Origin of the sequence: Phaeobacter sp. JH20_34 (assembly GCF_048056095.1) — a bacterium.
Classification (GTDB): Bacteria; Pseudomonadota; Alphaproteobacteria; order Rhodobacterales; family Rhodobacteraceae; genus Phaeobacter; species Phaeobacter bryozoorum.
The window spans coordinates 196,583-212,428 of sequence record NZ_JAYMWT010000016.1; the positions used below are offsets into that span (position 1 = coordinate 196,583).

14 protein-coding genes are annotated in these 15,846 nt (G+C 60.3%); 2 read left to right on the forward strand and 12 right to left on the reverse strand.

Features of this window, described 5'->3' with window-relative positions:
* Window positions 1–56 precede the first annotated feature (56 nt).
* Together VWZ81_RS12590 and VWZ81_RS12595 are read right to left on the reverse strand one after the other, a co-directional pair.
* Window positions 57–2,936: a Hint domain-containing protein gene (locus tag VWZ81_RS12590; RefSeq protein ID WP_416535561.1), complete on the reverse strand. Its 2,880-nt coding sequence runs from the start codon at window positions 2,934–2,936 to the stop codon at window positions 57–59.
* Window positions 2,937–3,172: 236 nt separating this feature from the next.
* The gene (locus VWZ81_RS12595; RefSeq protein ID WP_416542787.1) at window positions 3,173–3,985 is read right to left on the reverse strand and encodes an SDR family oxidoreductase; all 813 of its coding nucleotides are present in this window, start codon (window positions 3,983–3,985) and stop codon (window positions 3,173–3,175) included.
* A 286-nt stretch (window positions 3,986–4,271) separates the two neighbouring features.
* Here VWZ81_RS12595 and VWZ81_RS12600 point away from each other — a divergent pair, with 286 nt between their 5' ends.
* Window positions 4,272–5,162, forward strand: a complete 891-nt coding sequence (locus tag VWZ81_RS12600) for an AraC family transcriptional regulator N-terminal domain-containing protein (protein ID WP_416542788.1) — start codon at window positions 4,272–4,274, stop codon at window positions 5,160–5,162.
* Between the two features lie 65 nt (window positions 5,163–5,227).
* On the opposite strand, the gene VWZ81_RS12605 is transcribed toward VWZ81_RS12600, so the two are convergent.
* From VWZ81_RS12605 to VWZ81_RS12630, 6 genes are all read right to left on the reverse strand, one after another.
* The gene (locus VWZ81_RS12605; protein ID WP_340546657.1) at window positions 5,228–6,271 is read right to left on the reverse strand and encodes a succinylglutamate desuccinylase/aspartoacylase family protein; all 1,044 of its coding nucleotides are present in this window, start codon (window positions 6,269–6,271) and stop codon (window positions 5,228–5,230) included.
* Entirely contained in the window at window positions 6,271–7,176 is a 906-nt protein-coding gene (gene rimK / locus VWZ81_RS12610) for a 30S ribosomal protein S6--L-glutamate ligase (protein ID WP_340546656.1), read from the reverse strand. Before rimK ends, VWZ81_RS12605 begins: the two co-directional genes overlap by 1 nt.
* Window positions 7,173–7,628, reverse strand: a complete 456-nt coding sequence (locus VWZ81_RS12615; protein ID WP_340546655.1) for an ATP-dependent zinc protease — start codon at window positions 7,626–7,628, stop codon at window positions 7,173–7,175. Before VWZ81_RS12615 ends, rimK begins: the two co-directional genes overlap by 4 nt.
* 218 nt (window positions 7,629–7,846) lie before the next feature.
* Window positions 7,847–9,301 carry a M20 family peptidase gene (locus tag VWZ81_RS12620; RefSeq protein WP_416542789.1) on the reverse strand — a complete coding sequence of 485 codons (1,455 nt, stop codon included), beginning with the start codon at window positions 9,299–9,301 and terminating at the stop codon, window positions 7,847–7,849.
* 257 nt (window positions 9,302–9,558) lie between these two features.
* Window positions 9,559–9,969 carry a cupin domain-containing protein gene (locus tag VWZ81_RS12625; RefSeq protein ID WP_416542790.1) on the reverse strand — a complete coding sequence of 137 codons (411 nt, stop codon included), beginning with the start codon at window positions 9,967–9,969 and terminating at the stop codon, window positions 9,559–9,561.
* A gap of 203 nt (window positions 9,970–10,172) precedes the next feature.
* On the reverse strand, window positions 10,173–10,559 hold the full coding sequence (locus VWZ81_RS12630) for a RidA family protein (protein WP_416542791.1): 387 nt from the start codon (window positions 10,557–10,559) through the stop codon (window positions 10,173–10,175).
* Window positions 10,560–10,613: 54 nt separating this feature from the next.
* Between VWZ81_RS12630 and VWZ81_RS12635 the strand changes: the two genes are divergently transcribed.
* Window positions 10,614–11,636, forward strand: a complete 1,023-nt coding sequence (locus tag VWZ81_RS12635) for a GlxA family transcriptional regulator (RefSeq protein WP_416542792.1) — start codon at window positions 10,614–10,616, stop codon at window positions 11,634–11,636.
* 197 nt (window positions 11,637–11,833) lie between these two features.
* Here VWZ81_RS12635 and VWZ81_RS12640 read toward each other — a convergent pair whose 3' ends face one another.
* Genes VWZ81_RS12640 through VWZ81_RS12655 form a run of 4 tightly spaced genes read right to left on the reverse strand, consistent with a single transcriptional unit; the run spans window position 11,834 to window position 15,693 of the window.
* Window positions 11,834–12,391, reverse strand: coding sequence for a PqiC family protein (locus tag VWZ81_RS12640; protein WP_416542793.1), 558 nt, complete (start codon window positions 12,389–12,391; stop codon window positions 11,834–11,836).
* A gap of 1 nt (window position 12,392) precedes the next feature.
* Window positions 12,393–14,477 (reverse strand): MlaD family protein, encoded by a 2,085-nt coding sequence (locus VWZ81_RS12645; RefSeq protein WP_416542794.1) that lies wholly within the window; start codon window positions 14,475–14,477, stop codon window positions 12,393–12,395.
* On the reverse strand, window positions 14,474–15,109 hold the full coding sequence (locus VWZ81_RS12650) for a paraquat-inducible protein A (protein ID WP_416542795.1): 636 nt from the start codon (window positions 15,107–15,109) through the stop codon (window positions 14,474–14,476). The genes VWZ81_RS12645 and VWZ81_RS12650 overlap by 4 nt, the downstream gene beginning before the upstream one ends.
* Entirely contained in the window at window positions 15,076–15,693 is a 618-nt protein-coding gene (locus tag VWZ81_RS12655) for a paraquat-inducible protein A (protein ID WP_340546647.1), read from the reverse strand. Before VWZ81_RS12655 ends, VWZ81_RS12650 begins: the two co-directional genes overlap by 34 nt.
* Window positions 15,694–15,846 lie beyond the last annotated feature (153 nt).

Here is a 15,846-nt window from a genome sequence, read left to right on the forward strand (position 1 = left end):
CCAGATCGGGCACCTCGCGTCGCGCGAGCGTCAGCACCCCATGCCCTCGCGCCGTGTCAGGCCGCGTGCAGATGCCCGATGTCGCGGCGCCTGAGGGATCGACGTGCAAGATCGCCATAGGCTCCGCGCACGCGGCTACGTCCGGGCTCGCCGGTCAACCCATGCACCGCAGCGAGGTCGGGGAACAAGGTCAGCAGCTCTCGCATATCATCGACCGAAAGGCCTCGGATGGCCTCGGGGCCGGGCCAGAAAGTTTCGGTCGCGATGCCTTCGGCAAAGATAACCTCATGTTGCTCGGTCATCAGATGCACATAGGTGACGGGTGCGTGATGCGCGATCTGGCAGGTGAAGTCTGGATCCGCTTCGGCCAGCAATTTCGACGAGATGAACTTTTCGTCGCGGGAATGATCCGGCATTAGGGCGCGATCACTGACAATCAGGCGATGCTGGGGTGACAGCAGCATCGGACGCTCCGGCGAGAGGATCCCACCGGGGCGCAGGCAATAGGGACGCAGATGCGGGCGCTGCAGCAGCTCGGCCGAGCTGAGATGACGCTTGCCGACCCAGATCACCGGCTGAAAGCCGTTGTCAGCGGTTTGCAGCAGATCGCCGACCCGGATCTGACCGGCCGGAACCGCCCCCCGCCGCGTTGCAAGCAGGACATTCGGGGTAAAACAGGGGATCCCCGCTGAATAGAGCTGATTGTGGCTGCTCATCTGCGCGGGGGTAACCCCCTGCAGCACCAATTGTTCACCCCCCGGAAAGGTCAGCAGGGCATTGCCGAAACCATCGTCGGAAACGACAACATCGCTGGTCATGACCGCGCCGCCGACTCCGCTGCCACCAGTCAGCCCCGAAACATCCAGCTGATCGTTGTAGAAGCCATTGCCATCGTCATCGTTGAGATCGAAATCGCCGACGGTATCAACGCCGCCCGCCTGGGTGAGGATCAGCCGGTCATCGCCGGCGCCGCCGATGATCGAGTCCTGGCCGCTACCCAGCGTGATGGTGTCATCCCCGGCACCGGCATCAATATTGACACCGGCATTGTCAACGGAGGCATCAACCACATCGCCCTGGTTCGTCAGGGTCAGCCGTTCGATCTCGCTGAAGGTGACCGTATCGGCGCCGTCGGTGATCTGCCCCGCTTCAAACCCGGTATAGGTGACCGTGACACTGCTGGTGACTGCTGACATGTCGATGTGGTCGGAGTCATTGCCGGCCTCACCGCCCGAGATCGTGTCATTGCCAAAGCCGTCCGACATCTGGAACGTATCGGCATCCGCTTCGCCATACATCTTGTCAGCGCCGCTGCCCCCGACCAGCAGGTCGTTGTCATTGCCGCCGTACATCGTGTCGGCGCCATCGCCGCCTTCCAGCGTGTCGTTGCCATCGGTTGCGACGATGCTGTCATCGCCGGTCCCGCCCACCAGGCTGTCGTCACCGGCCGAGTTGCGCAGGGTATCATTGCCTGCACCCCCGATCAGCGTGTCATTCCCGAGGCCGGTGGTCAGGCTGTCGTCGCCATCGCCGCCATCAATGTAATCATCCCCGTCACCACCGGAGATGGTATCGGCCCCGAGACCACCCATCAACGTATCGTTGCCAATGCCGCCGTCCATGACGTCGTTGCCATCACCGCCGTCGAGACTGTCGTTTCCGGACTCGCCATACATCAGGTCGTTGTCAGCGCCGCCAAGCAGGAGGTCGCCGTCATTGCCCCCGTACATGGTGTCGTCGCCAGCACCACCTTCCAGCGTGTCAAAACCGTCGGTCGCGACAATGCTGTCGTTGCCAACCCCGCCGACCAGGCTGTCATCACCGGCCGAGTTGTTCAGGGTGTCATTGCCCTCGCCGCCGATCAGCGTGTCGTTGCCAATTCCGGTGGACAGCTGGTCATCACCGGCACCACCTTCGATATAGTCATCGCCGTCACCGCCGGAGAGGGTATCGCCCCCCTCGCCGCCAATCAGGGTATCCGCGCCGACGCCGCCATCCATGACGTCATCGCCATCACCGCCCTCCAGATGGTCGTCCCCCTCCTCGCCCATGATGGAGTCATTGCCGCCCTGACCGTAGACAATATCATTGCCGTCGCCCGCCAGCACGGTATCGGCGCCCTGTTCGATGATCGTGGTGACCGGATCGTCCAGAATATCACCCGATAGGGTAAAACCCGACAATCCGACACGGGTCTGCAGGGTGAACTCGATCGACGAACGATCCTCAAACGAGGCAGAGAACCAGGAATCCTGATCCGTATAATCGTTCAGTTCCGATCCGGTGGCCTTGACCACATTTCCGTCGATACCCGTGGTCAGCGAGGAATCGGAGGAAATACCAAAAGAGGTGAAACTGTTGCCATCGATGATCACCGCCTCGGCGTCGCCGGTTTGACTGTTGTCATCAATGTCGTTGAAGGTCGCGGTCGAGTTCAGATAGACCGTTTCACCGGTTATGGGATCAAAAAACTCCAGCCGGAATTTGGCCTGATCCCCCGGCTGGTTCCCGGTCAAGAGGATTTCCGCGCCGGCGGTATAGCCGAATTCAACCGACATATTGGCGTTGGATTTTTCAAGCAGGATCAGCCTGCCGGAGATGCTGGTGCCATCCTCAAGCTTGGCGATATCCCTGAAAATCGCATAGTTCCCGACGGAGCCGGTGCTGCCGTCATGGACCACGCTCTGGATGTTGTTGATGTCGAGCGTCAGCGGTGATGCGTTTGCCCCCTGCGCAAAACCGTCCCCCATGTCGCCATAGATGACGTCATTGCCGAGGCCCCCGTCGATGACATCGCTGCCCTCCTCACCGGCAACGGTATCGTCTCCCTCACCGGCATCCATGGTATCGTCACCGGTGGTGCCGCCCATTCTGTCATTACCCCGGCCACCGACAAGAGTAGCAAGGAGATCTTCGAGCCAACTTGGACGGGGCATGGCGGGTATCAATCCTTAGCTGATCAAAACGCAGTATTCATGACCAGTGGGAACGGACCCATGGCCAATGGTATCTACACATACCAAGGCCAATTTAGAGGTCTTGCGATAAAAAAGAGTAAACTGGCGCCGAAACGCGTGTTCCAGCCGTAAAACGGCCCGCCCGAACCGATATCCGGCCCGATCTTCCAGCGTCACTTTGCAACCGCTGAAAGCCAGCGCCGAAACCGTTGAAACTATGGTTTCATCAGCTCCTTGATGCCACCGATAAATGTGGCGTCATCCTGCTGATGCCGCTGATCCAGAAGCGCAACAGCATCTGGCCCGGCCCGAAAGCGCAGACGGTCGCCGCTGTCATTGGCGGCCTCCCAGATCACTTCGGCGACGGTTGCGGGGGCAGACGGGCTGGAGGCCAGCCTGCTGAACACCCGCCCCATGGCCTCAGCCGTGGGCGCATAGTCAGGCAGGCTGTCATCCAGTGCAAAATCAAAGGAGCTGCCACCGAAATTCGTTCTGATCATGCCCGGCTCGACAATCCGAACCCGGATGCCCAGCGGTTCCAGTTCGTAATGCAGCGCTTCCGATAGACCTTCGACAGCGAATTTTGTGCCATGGTAAAGCGTGCCGAGCGGGAATGTGATCTGTCCGCCGATGGAGGAGATATTGATGATCGTGCCTGACCGGTTCTCCCGCATATGCGGCAACACGGACTTGGTCACTTCCAGCAACCCGATCACATTGGTGTCGAACTGGCGCCGGATCCGCTCCATCGAAAACGCCTCAAGCGCGCCATAGGCGCCATAGCCTGCATTGTTGAGCAGCACATCAATTCGGCCAAAACGCTCAATGCCCTGTTTGACTGCCGATGCTATCGACGCCGGGTCGGTCACATCCAGCCGCGCCAGATGGACATTGTCGAGTGCCGCCAGCTCGCCCGTGCTGTCGGGGCTTCGCATGGTCGCGATGACATTCCAGCCCTGCGCCTGAAAGTGTCTGGCAGTGGCTTCCCCGATACCCGACGAGGCGCCCGTAATCAGAATGGTTTTCATAGTCGCTCTCCTTCAGGGGTTCTGCGTGAACATCTCTTCGATACCGACGCGCGTCGTGACATGGCGGGTGATGTGGTGAGGCACCGGCTCGTCGCCTTTTCCATCATGGTGCATCTCCCCTCTGTTGAAGTTCACAACCATCACTGATCCCACAATGCTCTCCGACCCGCCGTTATTCTTTCTCGATTATCCAGAATACTTGCCTGATCCTCCGAAACTGGTGATTTCTGTTATGTAGATACCTCACCGACTGCTATGTCCGAAGCAGCCCTGGAGGAAAAGCTGCATGGCCAAGCAGAGTCTATACGCACAGGTGACCGCGATACTGGATCGGTCGGGGGTCAGGGATGGCGCGATACACCACGACGCCAGCAACACGCATATGCTGCGCCTCCACGCCAGCACGGGGCTGGAGTCGACCGTCTACAGACCTTTGGTATGTCTGATTCTGCAGGGCGCAAAATCCGTCGGCTCAAACCACAGAAGCCTCACCGTCAGCGCGGGCCAGTCCCTCGTGGTCAGCCATACACTCCCGGTCATCTCGCGCATCACCCAGGCATCGGCCGAACACCCCTACACGGCACTTGTCTTCCCACTGGACCTGGATGTGCTGCGGTCTCTGGCATCTGCGGTGCCGCCCGCCTCGACATCCACTCCTTGCGACCCGTTTTCGATCTGCCTGTGTGATACCGATCCCGGCCTTGAGGACGCCCTCTCGCGCTATCTCAACCAATGCGAGGGGGCTGAGACAGCAAAAGTGCTGGCCCCGATCACCGCCCGCGAAGTCCACGCTAGGTTGCTGATCGGGCAGCACGCGGCTGGTCTGCAACGGCTGCTCTGGCACCAAAGCACAGCAAGCCGCATCCATCTCGCAACCCGTGACCTTCAGGCAAATCTCTCGCAGACAATCGCAATCGGCGAGCTTGCCGACCGGATCGGCATGAGCAACTCTGCCTTCTTCGAACAGTTCAAGGCCGTGACCGGCACATCCCCGCTGCAATACCAAAAGGATCTGCGCCTTCTGAAAGCCCGCGACGCGCTCAGGTCAACCGATGCAAAAGTGTCGGAAATAGCTTTTTCCGTCGGCTACGAGAGCTCGGCGCAGTTCTCGCGCGAATACTCCCGCAAGTTTGGCAGATCTCCAAGGCAGGACCGCAATACCGCGACGCCGACCTAGCCCCCCTGTCTCGCCGCGGGCTGTCGGACAACAGTGGGAACACTGAAATGCCCATGCCGCCTGGATCAGATGATCTCATCCTCGTCGAACATGGGATCATCCGCGAGCTGTGATGAATGATCATCCATGGCATTCTCGGCCTGTTTCATGGATTGAACCCGCGCCAGATGGAACACGGCGTCACCTTCGTTCACCACCGGCAGTACCGCCCGCCCCACGATGATACCATCGAACGGCGCGACGACCTCGGTTTCTTCTTCGCCAAAGGGATCAGACACCACCCCCAGTACGTCGCCCTGGCGCACCGGATCGCCGTCTGCCTTCAGGCTGCGAAACAGGCCACCCATCGGCGCCCGCAGCCATTTGCTGGACGGGCAGAACTGCGGGCGCGCCTTGGCGGGCGCCACGCCGCGGGCGGAAATCATCCCCAATGATTTCATCACCCTGAGAATGCCAGCCTGCCCGGCGCGCACCGAAACCTCATCAAATCGCAGACCCTCACCCGCCTCGTAGAGCAGAACGGTCTTTCCCAGCTCCTTTGCCGAGTTTCGCAGGGATCCCTGTCGTATCGCCGATTCCATGATGATCGGGGCGCCGAAGACATCCGCCATCTCCCGTGCCACGGCATCCTCCGGCGACACGCGCACCTGCGGATAGTTGATCCGGTGGATCGCCGCCGAGTGGAGATCGATCCCGACATCAGAGCGCGACACGATCTCCTTCAGGAACAGATGCGCAAGACGCGCAGCAAGCGATCCGCCCTCGTTCCCAGGGAAAGAGCGATTCAGATCCCGCCTGTCCGGCAGATATCTGGACCGGTTGATGAACCCAAAGGAGTTCACAATCGGGACCACAATCAACGTGCCCTTGAGGCCCCGCAACGCAGGTGATTTCAGCAGTCGCCGTACGATTTCGATGCCAATCACCTCGTCGCCGTGCACCCCTGCGCTGACGAAGACAACCGGTCCCTCCGTTTTGCCATGAACGACATGGGCTGACATATTCACCGGCGTATGGTCTGACAGTGAACTGACAGGCAGATCAACGGTGCGCCGGGTGCCGGGCGGGATCAGCTCCCCGCCGATATCAAACCCCGGGCGTTTGATCATTAGCCCTTGCCCTTCGTTTTGGTTTTGCCGGGTTTGGCATTCTTCTCGATGAACTCGATCATCTTGCCCGCAACATCAAGACCGGTCGCCTTTTCAACGCCTTCCAGTCCGGGGGAGGAATTCACCTCCATCACCACCGCCCCGTGATTTGCACGCAGCATGTCGACACCACAGGCATTCAGCCCCATGGATTTCGCAGCCCGCACGGCGGTTGAGCGCTCTTCCGGCGACAGTTTGATCAATTGCGCCGAGCCGCCACGATGCAGATTGGAGCGGAATTCCCCTTCGGCCCCGGTACGCTTCATCGCCGCGATGACCCGTCCCCCGATCACGATCGCGCGGATGTCGGTCCCGCCGGCTTCCTTGATGAACTCCTGGATCAGGATATTCGTGTCGGTCGCACGAAACGCTTCAATGACCGATTTCGCGGAGCGATTCGTGTCGGCCAGAACAACGCCAAGCCCCTGTGTCCCCTCCAGCAGCTTGATCACCAGGGGCGCACCGCCCGCAAGCTCCAGCACCTCTTCGGTCTGCTTGGGATCATGGGCGAAGGTCGTCACCGGCAGGCCAACCCCGTCGCGCGCCAGAAGCTGCATTGAGCGCAGTTTGTCGCGCGACCGCCCGATCGCCACGCTCTCGTTCAATGGGTAGACACCCATCATCTCGAACTGGCGCAGAACCGCCATGCCATAGAAGGTGACAGAGGCCCCGATCCGCGGAATGACCGCATCGTAACCTTCCAGTTTTTCCCCGTTGTAATAAATCTCCGGGCGCCGCGACGCGATGTTCATGTAGCACCGCAGCGTATTGATGACGTGGATCTCGTGACCGCGTTCCTCGGCGGCTTCCACCAGCCGTTTGTGGGAATAGAGATTGGCGTTTCTGGCGAGCAACGCGATTTTCATGAGTTTTTCCTTCTGCCGACGATTGCGGCTGCTGGTTTCGGTGCCGTCAAATTGCGCTTGGCGGGGTTCACCAGGATGGAATGCCCGCGCAGGGCCGTGCGCCCCACAATCATGCGGAATTTCATCTCGGTACGCTCGGTCAGCGACAGATCGATCTTCCACAAGCGGTCCGATATCCGAAATCTGGTCCGGATAACGATCCGGGTTTCCGGAATGCCGCTGGTGTTCTTGATCTCTCGCTGATCATGGATCGGAGATTCCACATCGGTGTCGTGTGAATCATCGTCGAACCGTGTGTGGAAACGAACCCAAGGAACGCCATCGCGTTCGAACGTCACAATATCTGTAGCATGAAGCGCCGATGTGCGCGCACCTGTATCGATTTTCGCCTTCAGGTTCGTAAGTCCAAGAAGCGGGAGATCAACCCGTTCCTGCCAGCCGACAACGAGCATATGAATCGTCTCCTGTTTCCATAGCTGCCCCTGTTATGACAGCTCCCGAATGATTAGCCAATTGGGGTAGCGGACTGTCAGAACGGTCATTTGCAAATGAACAGCGAGGGTTATGAGCATCCACAAGGGGTGTCTGCCCGATCCGCGGAAACCCCGCCGCCGGTCGCCTCAATAGCGACCGTGCGGCGGGGACAGCTGAGCCGCGGGCCGGTTCTGCGCTACTGTCTGGTTATGAGGGCGCCAAAGAAATTGATCCCGCGCTCCAGGTTTGCAACCGACAGGCGTTCATTCGTTCCATGAAAACGCGCAATATCATCGTCTTCGACCAGGAACGGATTGATGCGATATGCGTTGTCCGAAGCCTGTGCGTAGTGGCGGGCATCCGTCGCCGCAATTGTCAGGCCGGGAACGGAAGCGATCTCGCCAAAAACCGACAGGATCGAACTCTCGATATCCTCGAACCCCTGTGCAGATGAGCTTGCGACAGGAGAGGCTTCGCGCACCGCCGCAGGATCAAAAACGATGTCAATCTCCGGGTCGTCAATGACCTTCGCGATATGCGCAATCACATGTTCGGCAGTATCCCGCGGATGAAGTCTGAAGTTGATCGTGGCGGTCGCCTCGGTCGGCAGAACATTGGCCTTGTTTGATCCGCTCAACATGGTTGGCGCTGTCGTCGTGCGCAGCATCGCATTGGTCGAGGCCGCATTCGAAAGCCCCGTTTCAAGCAGGGGGCTGAACAGCCATTGGTTCGCAAACAATGCGCGCTTGTCCAAGGTAAAGTGACGACCCAAAGCATCAAAGAACTCAGCCGTCACACCGTCAAGCCCACCTTCCAGCGGTGAATTCTGCACGCGATCAACCGCGCGGGCGATACGCCCGACAGCCGTCATCTTGGGTGGCAGAGCAGAATGCCCGCCCTCGGCCTCTGCCACCAGTTTCACTGTCAGAAAGCCTTTTTCGGACAGGTTGATACTTGCCACCGGCACATCGAGCCCGGGGATCACGTTGTCGAGTACAAAAGACCCTTCGTCCAATGTCCAGGCCAGTTGGACCCCCTGTTGGTTCAGATGTTTGGCGACAGACCGCGCGCCGTCGCCGCCGACTTCCTCATCGCCACCGAAGCTGAAGTAGACAGACCGTTTGGGGGTGAAACCCTCTTGGATGAGATGCTCGGCCGCGCTGAGCATTGCGATCAGCGCGCCCTTGTTGTCCAACGTCCCGCGCCCCCAGATATAGCCGTCGGCAACCACACCGGCGAAAGGCGGATGATCCCAGCGATCCAATGATCCCGGTGCGATGGGCACGACGTCATAATGCGCTGCCAGAAGAACGGGGGCGAGGTCTGGATCAGTTCCCTGCCACCTCAGGAGCGGCGTGTTCGCAGCCATCATCTCCAGATCCACAGCTGCAAAGACGCCCGGAAACGCCTGCTGAAGAAAATCCGTGAAGGCGCTGAAATCAGCTGCATCGGGTTTGGTGCTATCCGTCTCAAACTGAATAGCCCGAGACAGCAACTCCGTCGCCTGCCCAATATCCGCACCCAGGCTATAGGCTGCCACATCGGTCCGTATGTCAGCCCGATATCGCATCGTATTGATCGCAAGGACGGCGAGCATGACCACAAACCCACCCAAAAGCCCCAGCAGGCTCTTTCGAAAAATCGTCCGCATGTCTCCGCGCCCTCCCAACACGCCCTAACCGCCGAGCAGAGACACAGTTGGATAACCTGTCAAAGATGACCTTACGACAGCCATCCCGAATTTCTGAAAGCGGAGCCCGAAGTTTGCCACTCCATCTCGAGATGGCGACCGACCGCCACACCATTACGGGACGCTGTGGCATGATGTGAGCGCCACCTGCGGACCAGGGATCATGACTGAACCGGACAGCACCCGTTCCGCCGCTTCTCAGGCTCCGCTTTTGGCGGCTATTTCGGATGGGCACCTGTCTCTTTGAACCGCACATCTCCATAGAAGATCACCCAGACCCTAAAGTCGTCAGTGAAGCTCTCAAAGCGATGCGGCACGTGGGCGGGAACGAAAAGCAGATCGCCTGGCCCGAATGGCACCAACTCGTCACCGCGCGAAAAAGTACCTGTACCGGTCGCGACAATATAGAGTTCATCCCGCTCATGCGGTTTCTGTTTGTCCGTGCCGACAGGCGCGTAGAGTTCCACGGTCACCTCGGGCGCCTCGAACACGACGTCAAAGGGCGCAGCTTCGGTCAGCTGTCTAGCAACATCAGAAAAAGGGTGTCGTACCACGTCGCTTGATCTTGCCGATGTGGTTCGCGCAGCTGATGTCTGCGCGGATTTCGTGTTGTCTGTCTTACCGGTCATCGTTTCCCACCCCTTTGCATGGTCTTATCATCAATAGCAGGTATCCGCTTCAGCTTCGCCCAATCATCAGGCGCATACCAAAGACGATGCCCTATGAATTGGACAGGTTGACGAGCGCACCGAGCCGCCCGGCGACAGCCCCCCGTAAAAGGTGCCACCGCAGCCAAACCAATGATCATCCCGAAAGCGACCTTATTCTTCGATCACAGGCCGTCTTTCATCGCGATGGCCTGTATCTTGATTTTTGCACCATAAGGCAGTCGCGCAGCCTCATAGATGGTCCTTGCCGGAAACTGTGAGAACCGCGTTCGGCAGACTTCATTTACCTCCGCCAGATCCCGTTCAATGTCAGAAAACGCGATATCCACATAAACGATCTCTTCCAAAGAGAACCCGGCTGCGGCAGCGATTTTAAACACCAGATCGAAGGCCCTGTCAGTCTCTTCAGCTGCGCTGCCAGGTCGGTAGCCGTCCTCATATACGGCCAATTGGCCCGAGATATGGCAGGTATCCCCAACAACGACCGCTTGAGAAATCGGCGAGCGTGATGTGGGGACACCCGGGACGTCGGTGATAAATTGGCGTGGCATGTGCTGGTCTCACTGCAAAGGAAGCTGTTGACAGCATCCTAGGCTGCATGACTGATGTCAGACGTGACCATCTGCCTTCAAAATCAGACAAAGCGCCCTCAATCTGTTGTCATCATGGGCCTCTGCGGCGTCCTTCTGATGGACGTGGCCGGTCCGGCACAGGTGTTCACATCCACAAACAAGATCTTGGGTTGGCAAGCTTACGACATTGCCATTGTAAGCGAGGACGGCGCGGATGTTGTAACCGACACTGGATTGACCCTCCGCGCTCATGGATCCTTCGCAACCATGACCCAGGCGGATGTCTTCATCGTTCCGGGCGGCCCCGTTGTCGATCAACGGCTTGATGATCCGCTCCTGCAACGTTTTCTGACGCGAATGGACCCTCACGTAAGGCGGTTCGTTTCGATCTGCTCAGGTAGCCTCCTTACCGCCTCCGCCGGGCTATTGAACGGCAGAAAAGCCACGACACATTGGGAACGGGTAGACTTGGCCCGCGCGCGGTTTCCGGGTGTCAATTGGCATCTGGACGAAATTTTCACCCATGACGGCAAATTTCATTGTTCGGCAGGTGTGACGGCCGGGATTGATCTCGCCCTTTCACTTGTTGAAGTGGATCACGGACGGCGGGTTGCCTTGGGCGTCGCTCGGGAAATGGTGGTGTTCATGCAAAGGCAGGGAGGACAATCTCAGTACTCAGAACCGCTCAAGGCACAGGCGACATCAAGCAAGCGTTTGACCGAACTCTATAACCTCATCGAACAAGACCCGAGCGCCGCCTGGAGCGTGTCCAGGATGGCCGAGATAGCAGGCGCGACCGAGCGGACGCTGCACCGCGATTTCACACATGAATTTGGCCAAACCCCCTCGCGCTTCGTCGAAGAGCGGCGGCTTGCAGTCGCCCGAATATATCTGGAACGCAGCAGGAAACCCATTAAGGAAATCGCCGCGCTGTCAGGATATATGACTGAACAGAAAATGCGGCGCAGCTTCATGAAACTGCTAGGCATCCTGCCAACCGACTATCGGAACCGGTTCGGGGAAACCGCCATTGGTGGTGACCACAGCAGTCGCTGACAAAGGGCGCCCGACCGATGTTGCCGGAGTGTACCCGGCACGCTTCAACCTGCTGCAAGGCCGGGTTGCCTCCGACCCCCCCTGTGAGCTGCGGCCTGATCGGTGTCCTTTGACTCCCAACAGCGAATAGACACTTTCAGCTCAATGTTGTGAGGGCGATGCAGTGCCCCTTTCATGGTCCCCCTCGCGGCAGGCCACTACATTGCCAGAGAGATCTGTCGGGCGAGGTCCGCCAGGGCCAGGGCGAGCGCATCGGCGGTTGCGGATGGCCCTTCACCGCTGACGGGTGTCTGGATGTCGAAACGCTTAACAAATTCCCGCACTGTGCCTTCGGGGGAGGAGACCGCGAACTGGCCTGTCAGCTCGAATACTCCGTCAGCACGCGCATAGGCCTGGTCCACCCTTACATCCAGACGGGTGTCAGGGCCGGTGTTCAGCGGCCAGGGTTCGATTGCGGCAGAGGCGCCAGTGCGTTCCGTCAGCCCACGGGCCAGGGCGGCAGCTATGCCGCGAGCCGGATCATCCGCCCATTGCGCACCACCAAGCGCAAAGAGCGCGCCGCCTTCCCCCTCGGCGACCATATCGGACGCAGCCGCATAAGACGGCAGAGAGGCCAGCCGGACCTCAATCGTACGGGAGCGCAGATTGGCTATCTTCTCGCCCGGGGCCGCAGAGATCAGATACCGGGCATCATTGGTCGGAGCACAGGCTGCCATCGCAAGAAGGGTCAGCGTCAGGAACATGGCTTTTTTCATCTTACTTTCCAAACAAAAGGGAATTCGGGTCACGTTCAATCTTGCGGGCAAGCTGGGAGACCGAACGGGCGGCCGATTTGAACTCCCTTAGCGCATCCAGCGCTTCGGAGTTGAAGTTCGAGCGAGCGCCATAGGCTGTGATCAAGGTCTCGGATTGTGCGACCAGCCGTTCCAGCCGGGCTGAGAGCGCCGGCAGCCCCTCGGCTGCGGCCGCGACGGTATCGGCAGCACTGCGGGCCGAGGCCATTGTCGCATTGGCGTTGTTTACCAGCCCGCCGCTGCGCAGCTCCGACAGGGTGAGGCGCATTTCATCCAGCGCGCTGGTCAGGGCCGGAGGCAGCGCGCGCGCGCCATCGGAATCGATCATGCTGTCAGCGCTTTGCATCAGCTGGCTGGCGGACCGGATAAACTCTTCGGCTTCCAATGCGTTGGCTTTGGCTGCCAGGGCGCGGAAGTCGCTGACCAGCGCCGGCAATTCCTCCGAGGCCGCCGCGAGGCTGGATGCGGCCTGGCTGCCCTGCTCCAATGCCTCTGTCAAACTGGCCACCGCTCTGCCTTGCTGCAACTCAGACAGAATATCGCGAAGGTCAGCCACAGCTGCGCGCAGCTCCCCCGGCAGCGCCCGCGTCTCCGGGTCCGCAACCAGCGACCGGGTCTCATCCAGCAGGGCCACCGCCGCCGCAGGCGCCTGCCGGGTACTCTCAGCGGAGGCCAGGGATTCAATGCTGGCCAAGGTCGCGATCGCCTGCGCCATCAGTTCTTCGACGGGCAGCTCGCTGATCCGCTCCAATGCGCCTTCTGCGGTTGCGGTAAAATCGGGCAGGTCCGAGGGCGCACTGGGCAATTCGGGGAAGGGCTCCGCGTTGCGATTGAAGAGTGCAGGCTCCGCCGCATCCAAGGTGACCAATTCAACAATCAGCTCAGAGCTGAACAGCCCGGCCGCAGCCAGCCTGGCTCGCAGACCGCCTGCGGTCGCCTGCTCCAGAAAATCCAGCACTTCGGTCTCGCCCGCTCCCGGCGGCAGGCCCATCAACGACGGTTCAAGCATCAGTTTGGCAATCAGCCTGACCTCTGCCTCGTCGGTCCCGTTCTCGATCGCGGCGTTCAGACTGCTGACCTCGCCGACCTTCACCCCGCCAAGTTTGACCGCGGCGCCGCTGGTCAAGCCAGCAACCGACTCGCCAAAGGCAACCGAAACCGCGACCCCGCCCGTCAGCGAACGGGCAAAGGCCGTGCGGCGGGCTGCGGCCTCATCCGGGTGGATGTCGAAGACGGCGCCCGAACTGATCGGTCGGCCGCCATCGAATACCGTGTCGAACTCGATCCCGCCTGCCACCAGCGAAGCGATGCTATCCACATCAAGCGACAGCCCGCTGGCGCCAATGGAAACCGAGAAGCCGGATGTATCCCAAAAACGCGTCGCCGAATTGATCCGCTGGTCATGGGGCGCCTCGATAAAGGCATCGACAACAATGCTGTTGCCGCTGACGGTCAGACGCGGGCTTTCCAGCCGGCCAACCTCGATGCCGCGGAAAAGCACCGGCGCGCCTTCGGAGATCATCCGCCCGTCGTTGGTGCGCAGGGTAATCCGCCGCCCACCCCGGCCCGGCTGCACAAGGGGCGGCCGGTCGGCCCCTTCAAAACTGATTTCGGCACTGCCCCGGTCCTGGTCCCAGGCGCCTTCGATGTAGACGCCGGACAATACCGTGCTGAGACCCGAGATCCCCCGCGCGCTGACTTCGGGGCGCACCACCCAGAAGGCGGCATCCTGATCCAGATAGGGGGCAACCTTCTTGTCGATACGCGCCCATACGGCGACCTTGCTCAGGTCCTCGGCAAACCCCACATCCTCGACCTGGCCGATAACAACGTCGCGATAGCGCACTGTCGTTTCATTGGCCACGATGCCGGAGGCGTTCTCAAAAGTGATGCGGATCAGGACGCCGCGATCACTATAGGCCTTCCAGGCTACCCCAAGCGATACGGCCAAAGCAGCCAGCGGTACCAGCCAGACCAGAGAGAGATTCCGCCAGGGCGAGACACGCTGCGCAGCGATGGTCATCGGGGCGGGTTCAGGGGTGCTCATTCATATTCTCGCTTTTCCGCGTTCCAGATCAGGCGCGGATCGAAACTTTGAGCTGCCAGCATAGTGAAGGCAACCGACAATGCAAAACTGACCGCTGCAATCCCCGGCGTGATGGCCGCCGCAAAATCCAGCTGGACCAGGGCGGTCAGGATCGCCACGACAAAAACATCGATCATCGACCACCGTCCGATGAATTCGACAATCTCGTAGAGCACCAGTCGACCATGGCTGCCCAAGGCTGCGGGCCTTCGGACCGAAACTGCAAGATAGGCGATGGCCAGGAATTTTGCGACCGGGATTACGATGCTCGCAAGGAAAACGATAAAGGCAACCCCATAGGCGCCATGGCTGAACAGCTCGGCTATGCCGCCAATCAGTGTATTCTCGGAGCTGCGACCAAAGGTGGTGGTCCGCAACATCGGGTATAGGTTGGCGGGAACATAGGCGATCACCCCCGCCACGAGCCAGGCCCAGACACGCTGGAGGCCACCCGGCCCGGCAGGCTCCAGGCTGCTGCCGCAGCAGCCGCAGGACCGCGCGCCTCCTGGGTTCGCCGTGCCGCAGGCGCGGCAGCCGACCAGCCCGGCCGCAGCGGCGGTCAGGAAGCGCTGCGCGTCTTCAGTGTTTTCCATACAGTCAGCCTGCAAATCGAATTGTCGGTCAGGATTGTCACCACCAGCAGCGCTGCAAAGGCCCAGAACGCAGGCCCCAGCCCGACCTGCGCCAGGCCGGAGACTTTGACAAGGGCCACCGCCACACCGATGATGAATATCTCTGCCATCGCCCAGGGTTTCAGCTTCTCCGCCCAGCGATAGACAGCTGCAGCGCGCGGCGCAGGGTGCCAGCCCAGAGCCATCGGCGCCAAGGTGTAGATCAGCGCGCTGAAGCGTGCGGCAGGCAATAGAACGATCAGGAGACCGGTCGCCAGAGACAGCGGCGCCATCGGCCCGCGCGAGAAGGCCATGACCGCATCCAGCACCGAGGCCCGATGAGACAACCCCTGCGCCTTCAGCTCCAGAAACGGGAAACCGGCAGCGGCGACCAGCAGGATCAGAGCGGTCAGCGACAACATCGCGATCCGGGTCATGGCACCGGTTCTGGGGGCCGCCAGCACCGTGCCACATCGGGCGCATCTGGCCACCGTATGCGCCGCCACAGCCTGGTCGCGGTGCAGCACGTCGCAGACAGGACAGGCAATTAGCTGTTCGATGTCCATATCATCCCCACCCGGCCAAGCTGCGCAATCCGCAACGATTCGGATGTTACTCTGCCTCGGCCTGCGACGGGAGCCTTTCCTCTTCGGCCCTTCGGGCGACGCCGCTACCATCTGATCATCAATATCCTCCGCGCCTGCAAGAGCTTGCTCGCG

Bases quoted from the DNA above. Each gene is read 5' to 3' on its own strand.
- VWZ81_RS12640 (WP_416542793.1), bottom strand. From the start codon at position 12,391: ATGAAAAAAGCCATGTTCCTGACGCTGACCCTTCTTGCGATGGCAGCC.
- VWZ81_RS12630 (WP_416542791.1), bottom strand. From the start codon at position 10,559: ATGCCACGCCAATTTATCACCGACGTCCCGGGTGTCCCCACATCACGC.
- VWZ81_RS12615 (WP_340546655.1), bottom strand. From the start codon at position 7,628: ATGCTCGTTGTCGGCTGGCAGGAACGGGTTGATCTCCCGCTTCTTGGA.
- rimK (WP_340546656.1), bottom strand. From the start codon at position 7,176: ATGAAAATCGCGTTGCTCGCCAGAAACGCCAATCTCTATTCCCACAAA.
- VWZ81_RS12645 (WP_416542794.1), bottom strand. From the start codon at position 14,477: ATGAGCACCCCTGAACCCGCCCCGATGACCATCGCTGCGCAGCGTGTC.
- VWZ81_RS12625 (WP_416542790.1), bottom strand. From the start codon at position 9,969: ATGACCGGTAAGACAGACAACACGAAATCCGCGCAGACATCAGCTGCG.
- VWZ81_RS12590 (WP_416535561.1), bottom strand. From the start codon at position 2,936: ATGCCCCGTCCAAGTTGGCTCGAAGATCTCCTTGCTACTCTTGTCGGT.
- VWZ81_RS12600 (WP_416542788.1), top strand. From the start codon at position 4,272: ATGGCCAAGCAGAGTCTATACGCACAGGTGACCGCGATACTGGATCGG.
- VWZ81_RS12655 (WP_340546647.1), bottom strand. From the start codon at position 15,693: ATGGACATCGAACAGCTAATTGCCTGTCCTGTCTGCGACGTGCTGCAC.
- VWZ81_RS12605 (WP_340546657.1), bottom strand. From the start codon at position 6,271: ATGATCAAACGCCCGGGGTTTGATATCGGCGGGGAGCTGATCCCGCCC.
- VWZ81_RS12650 (WP_416542795.1), bottom strand. From the start codon at position 15,109: ATGGAAAACACTGAAGACGCGCAGCGCTTCCTGACCGCCGCTGCGGCC.
- VWZ81_RS12595 (WP_416542787.1), bottom strand. From the start codon at position 3,985: ATGAAAACCATTCTGATTACGGGCGCCTCGTCGGGTATCGGGGAAGCC.
- VWZ81_RS12635 (WP_416542792.1), top strand. From the start codon at position 10,614: ATGTCAGACGTGACCATCTGCCTTCAAAATCAGACAAAGCGCCCTCAA.
- VWZ81_RS12620 (WP_416542789.1), bottom strand. From the start codon at position 9,301: ATGCGGACGATTTTTCGAAAGAGCCTGCTGGGGCTTTTGGGTGGGTTT.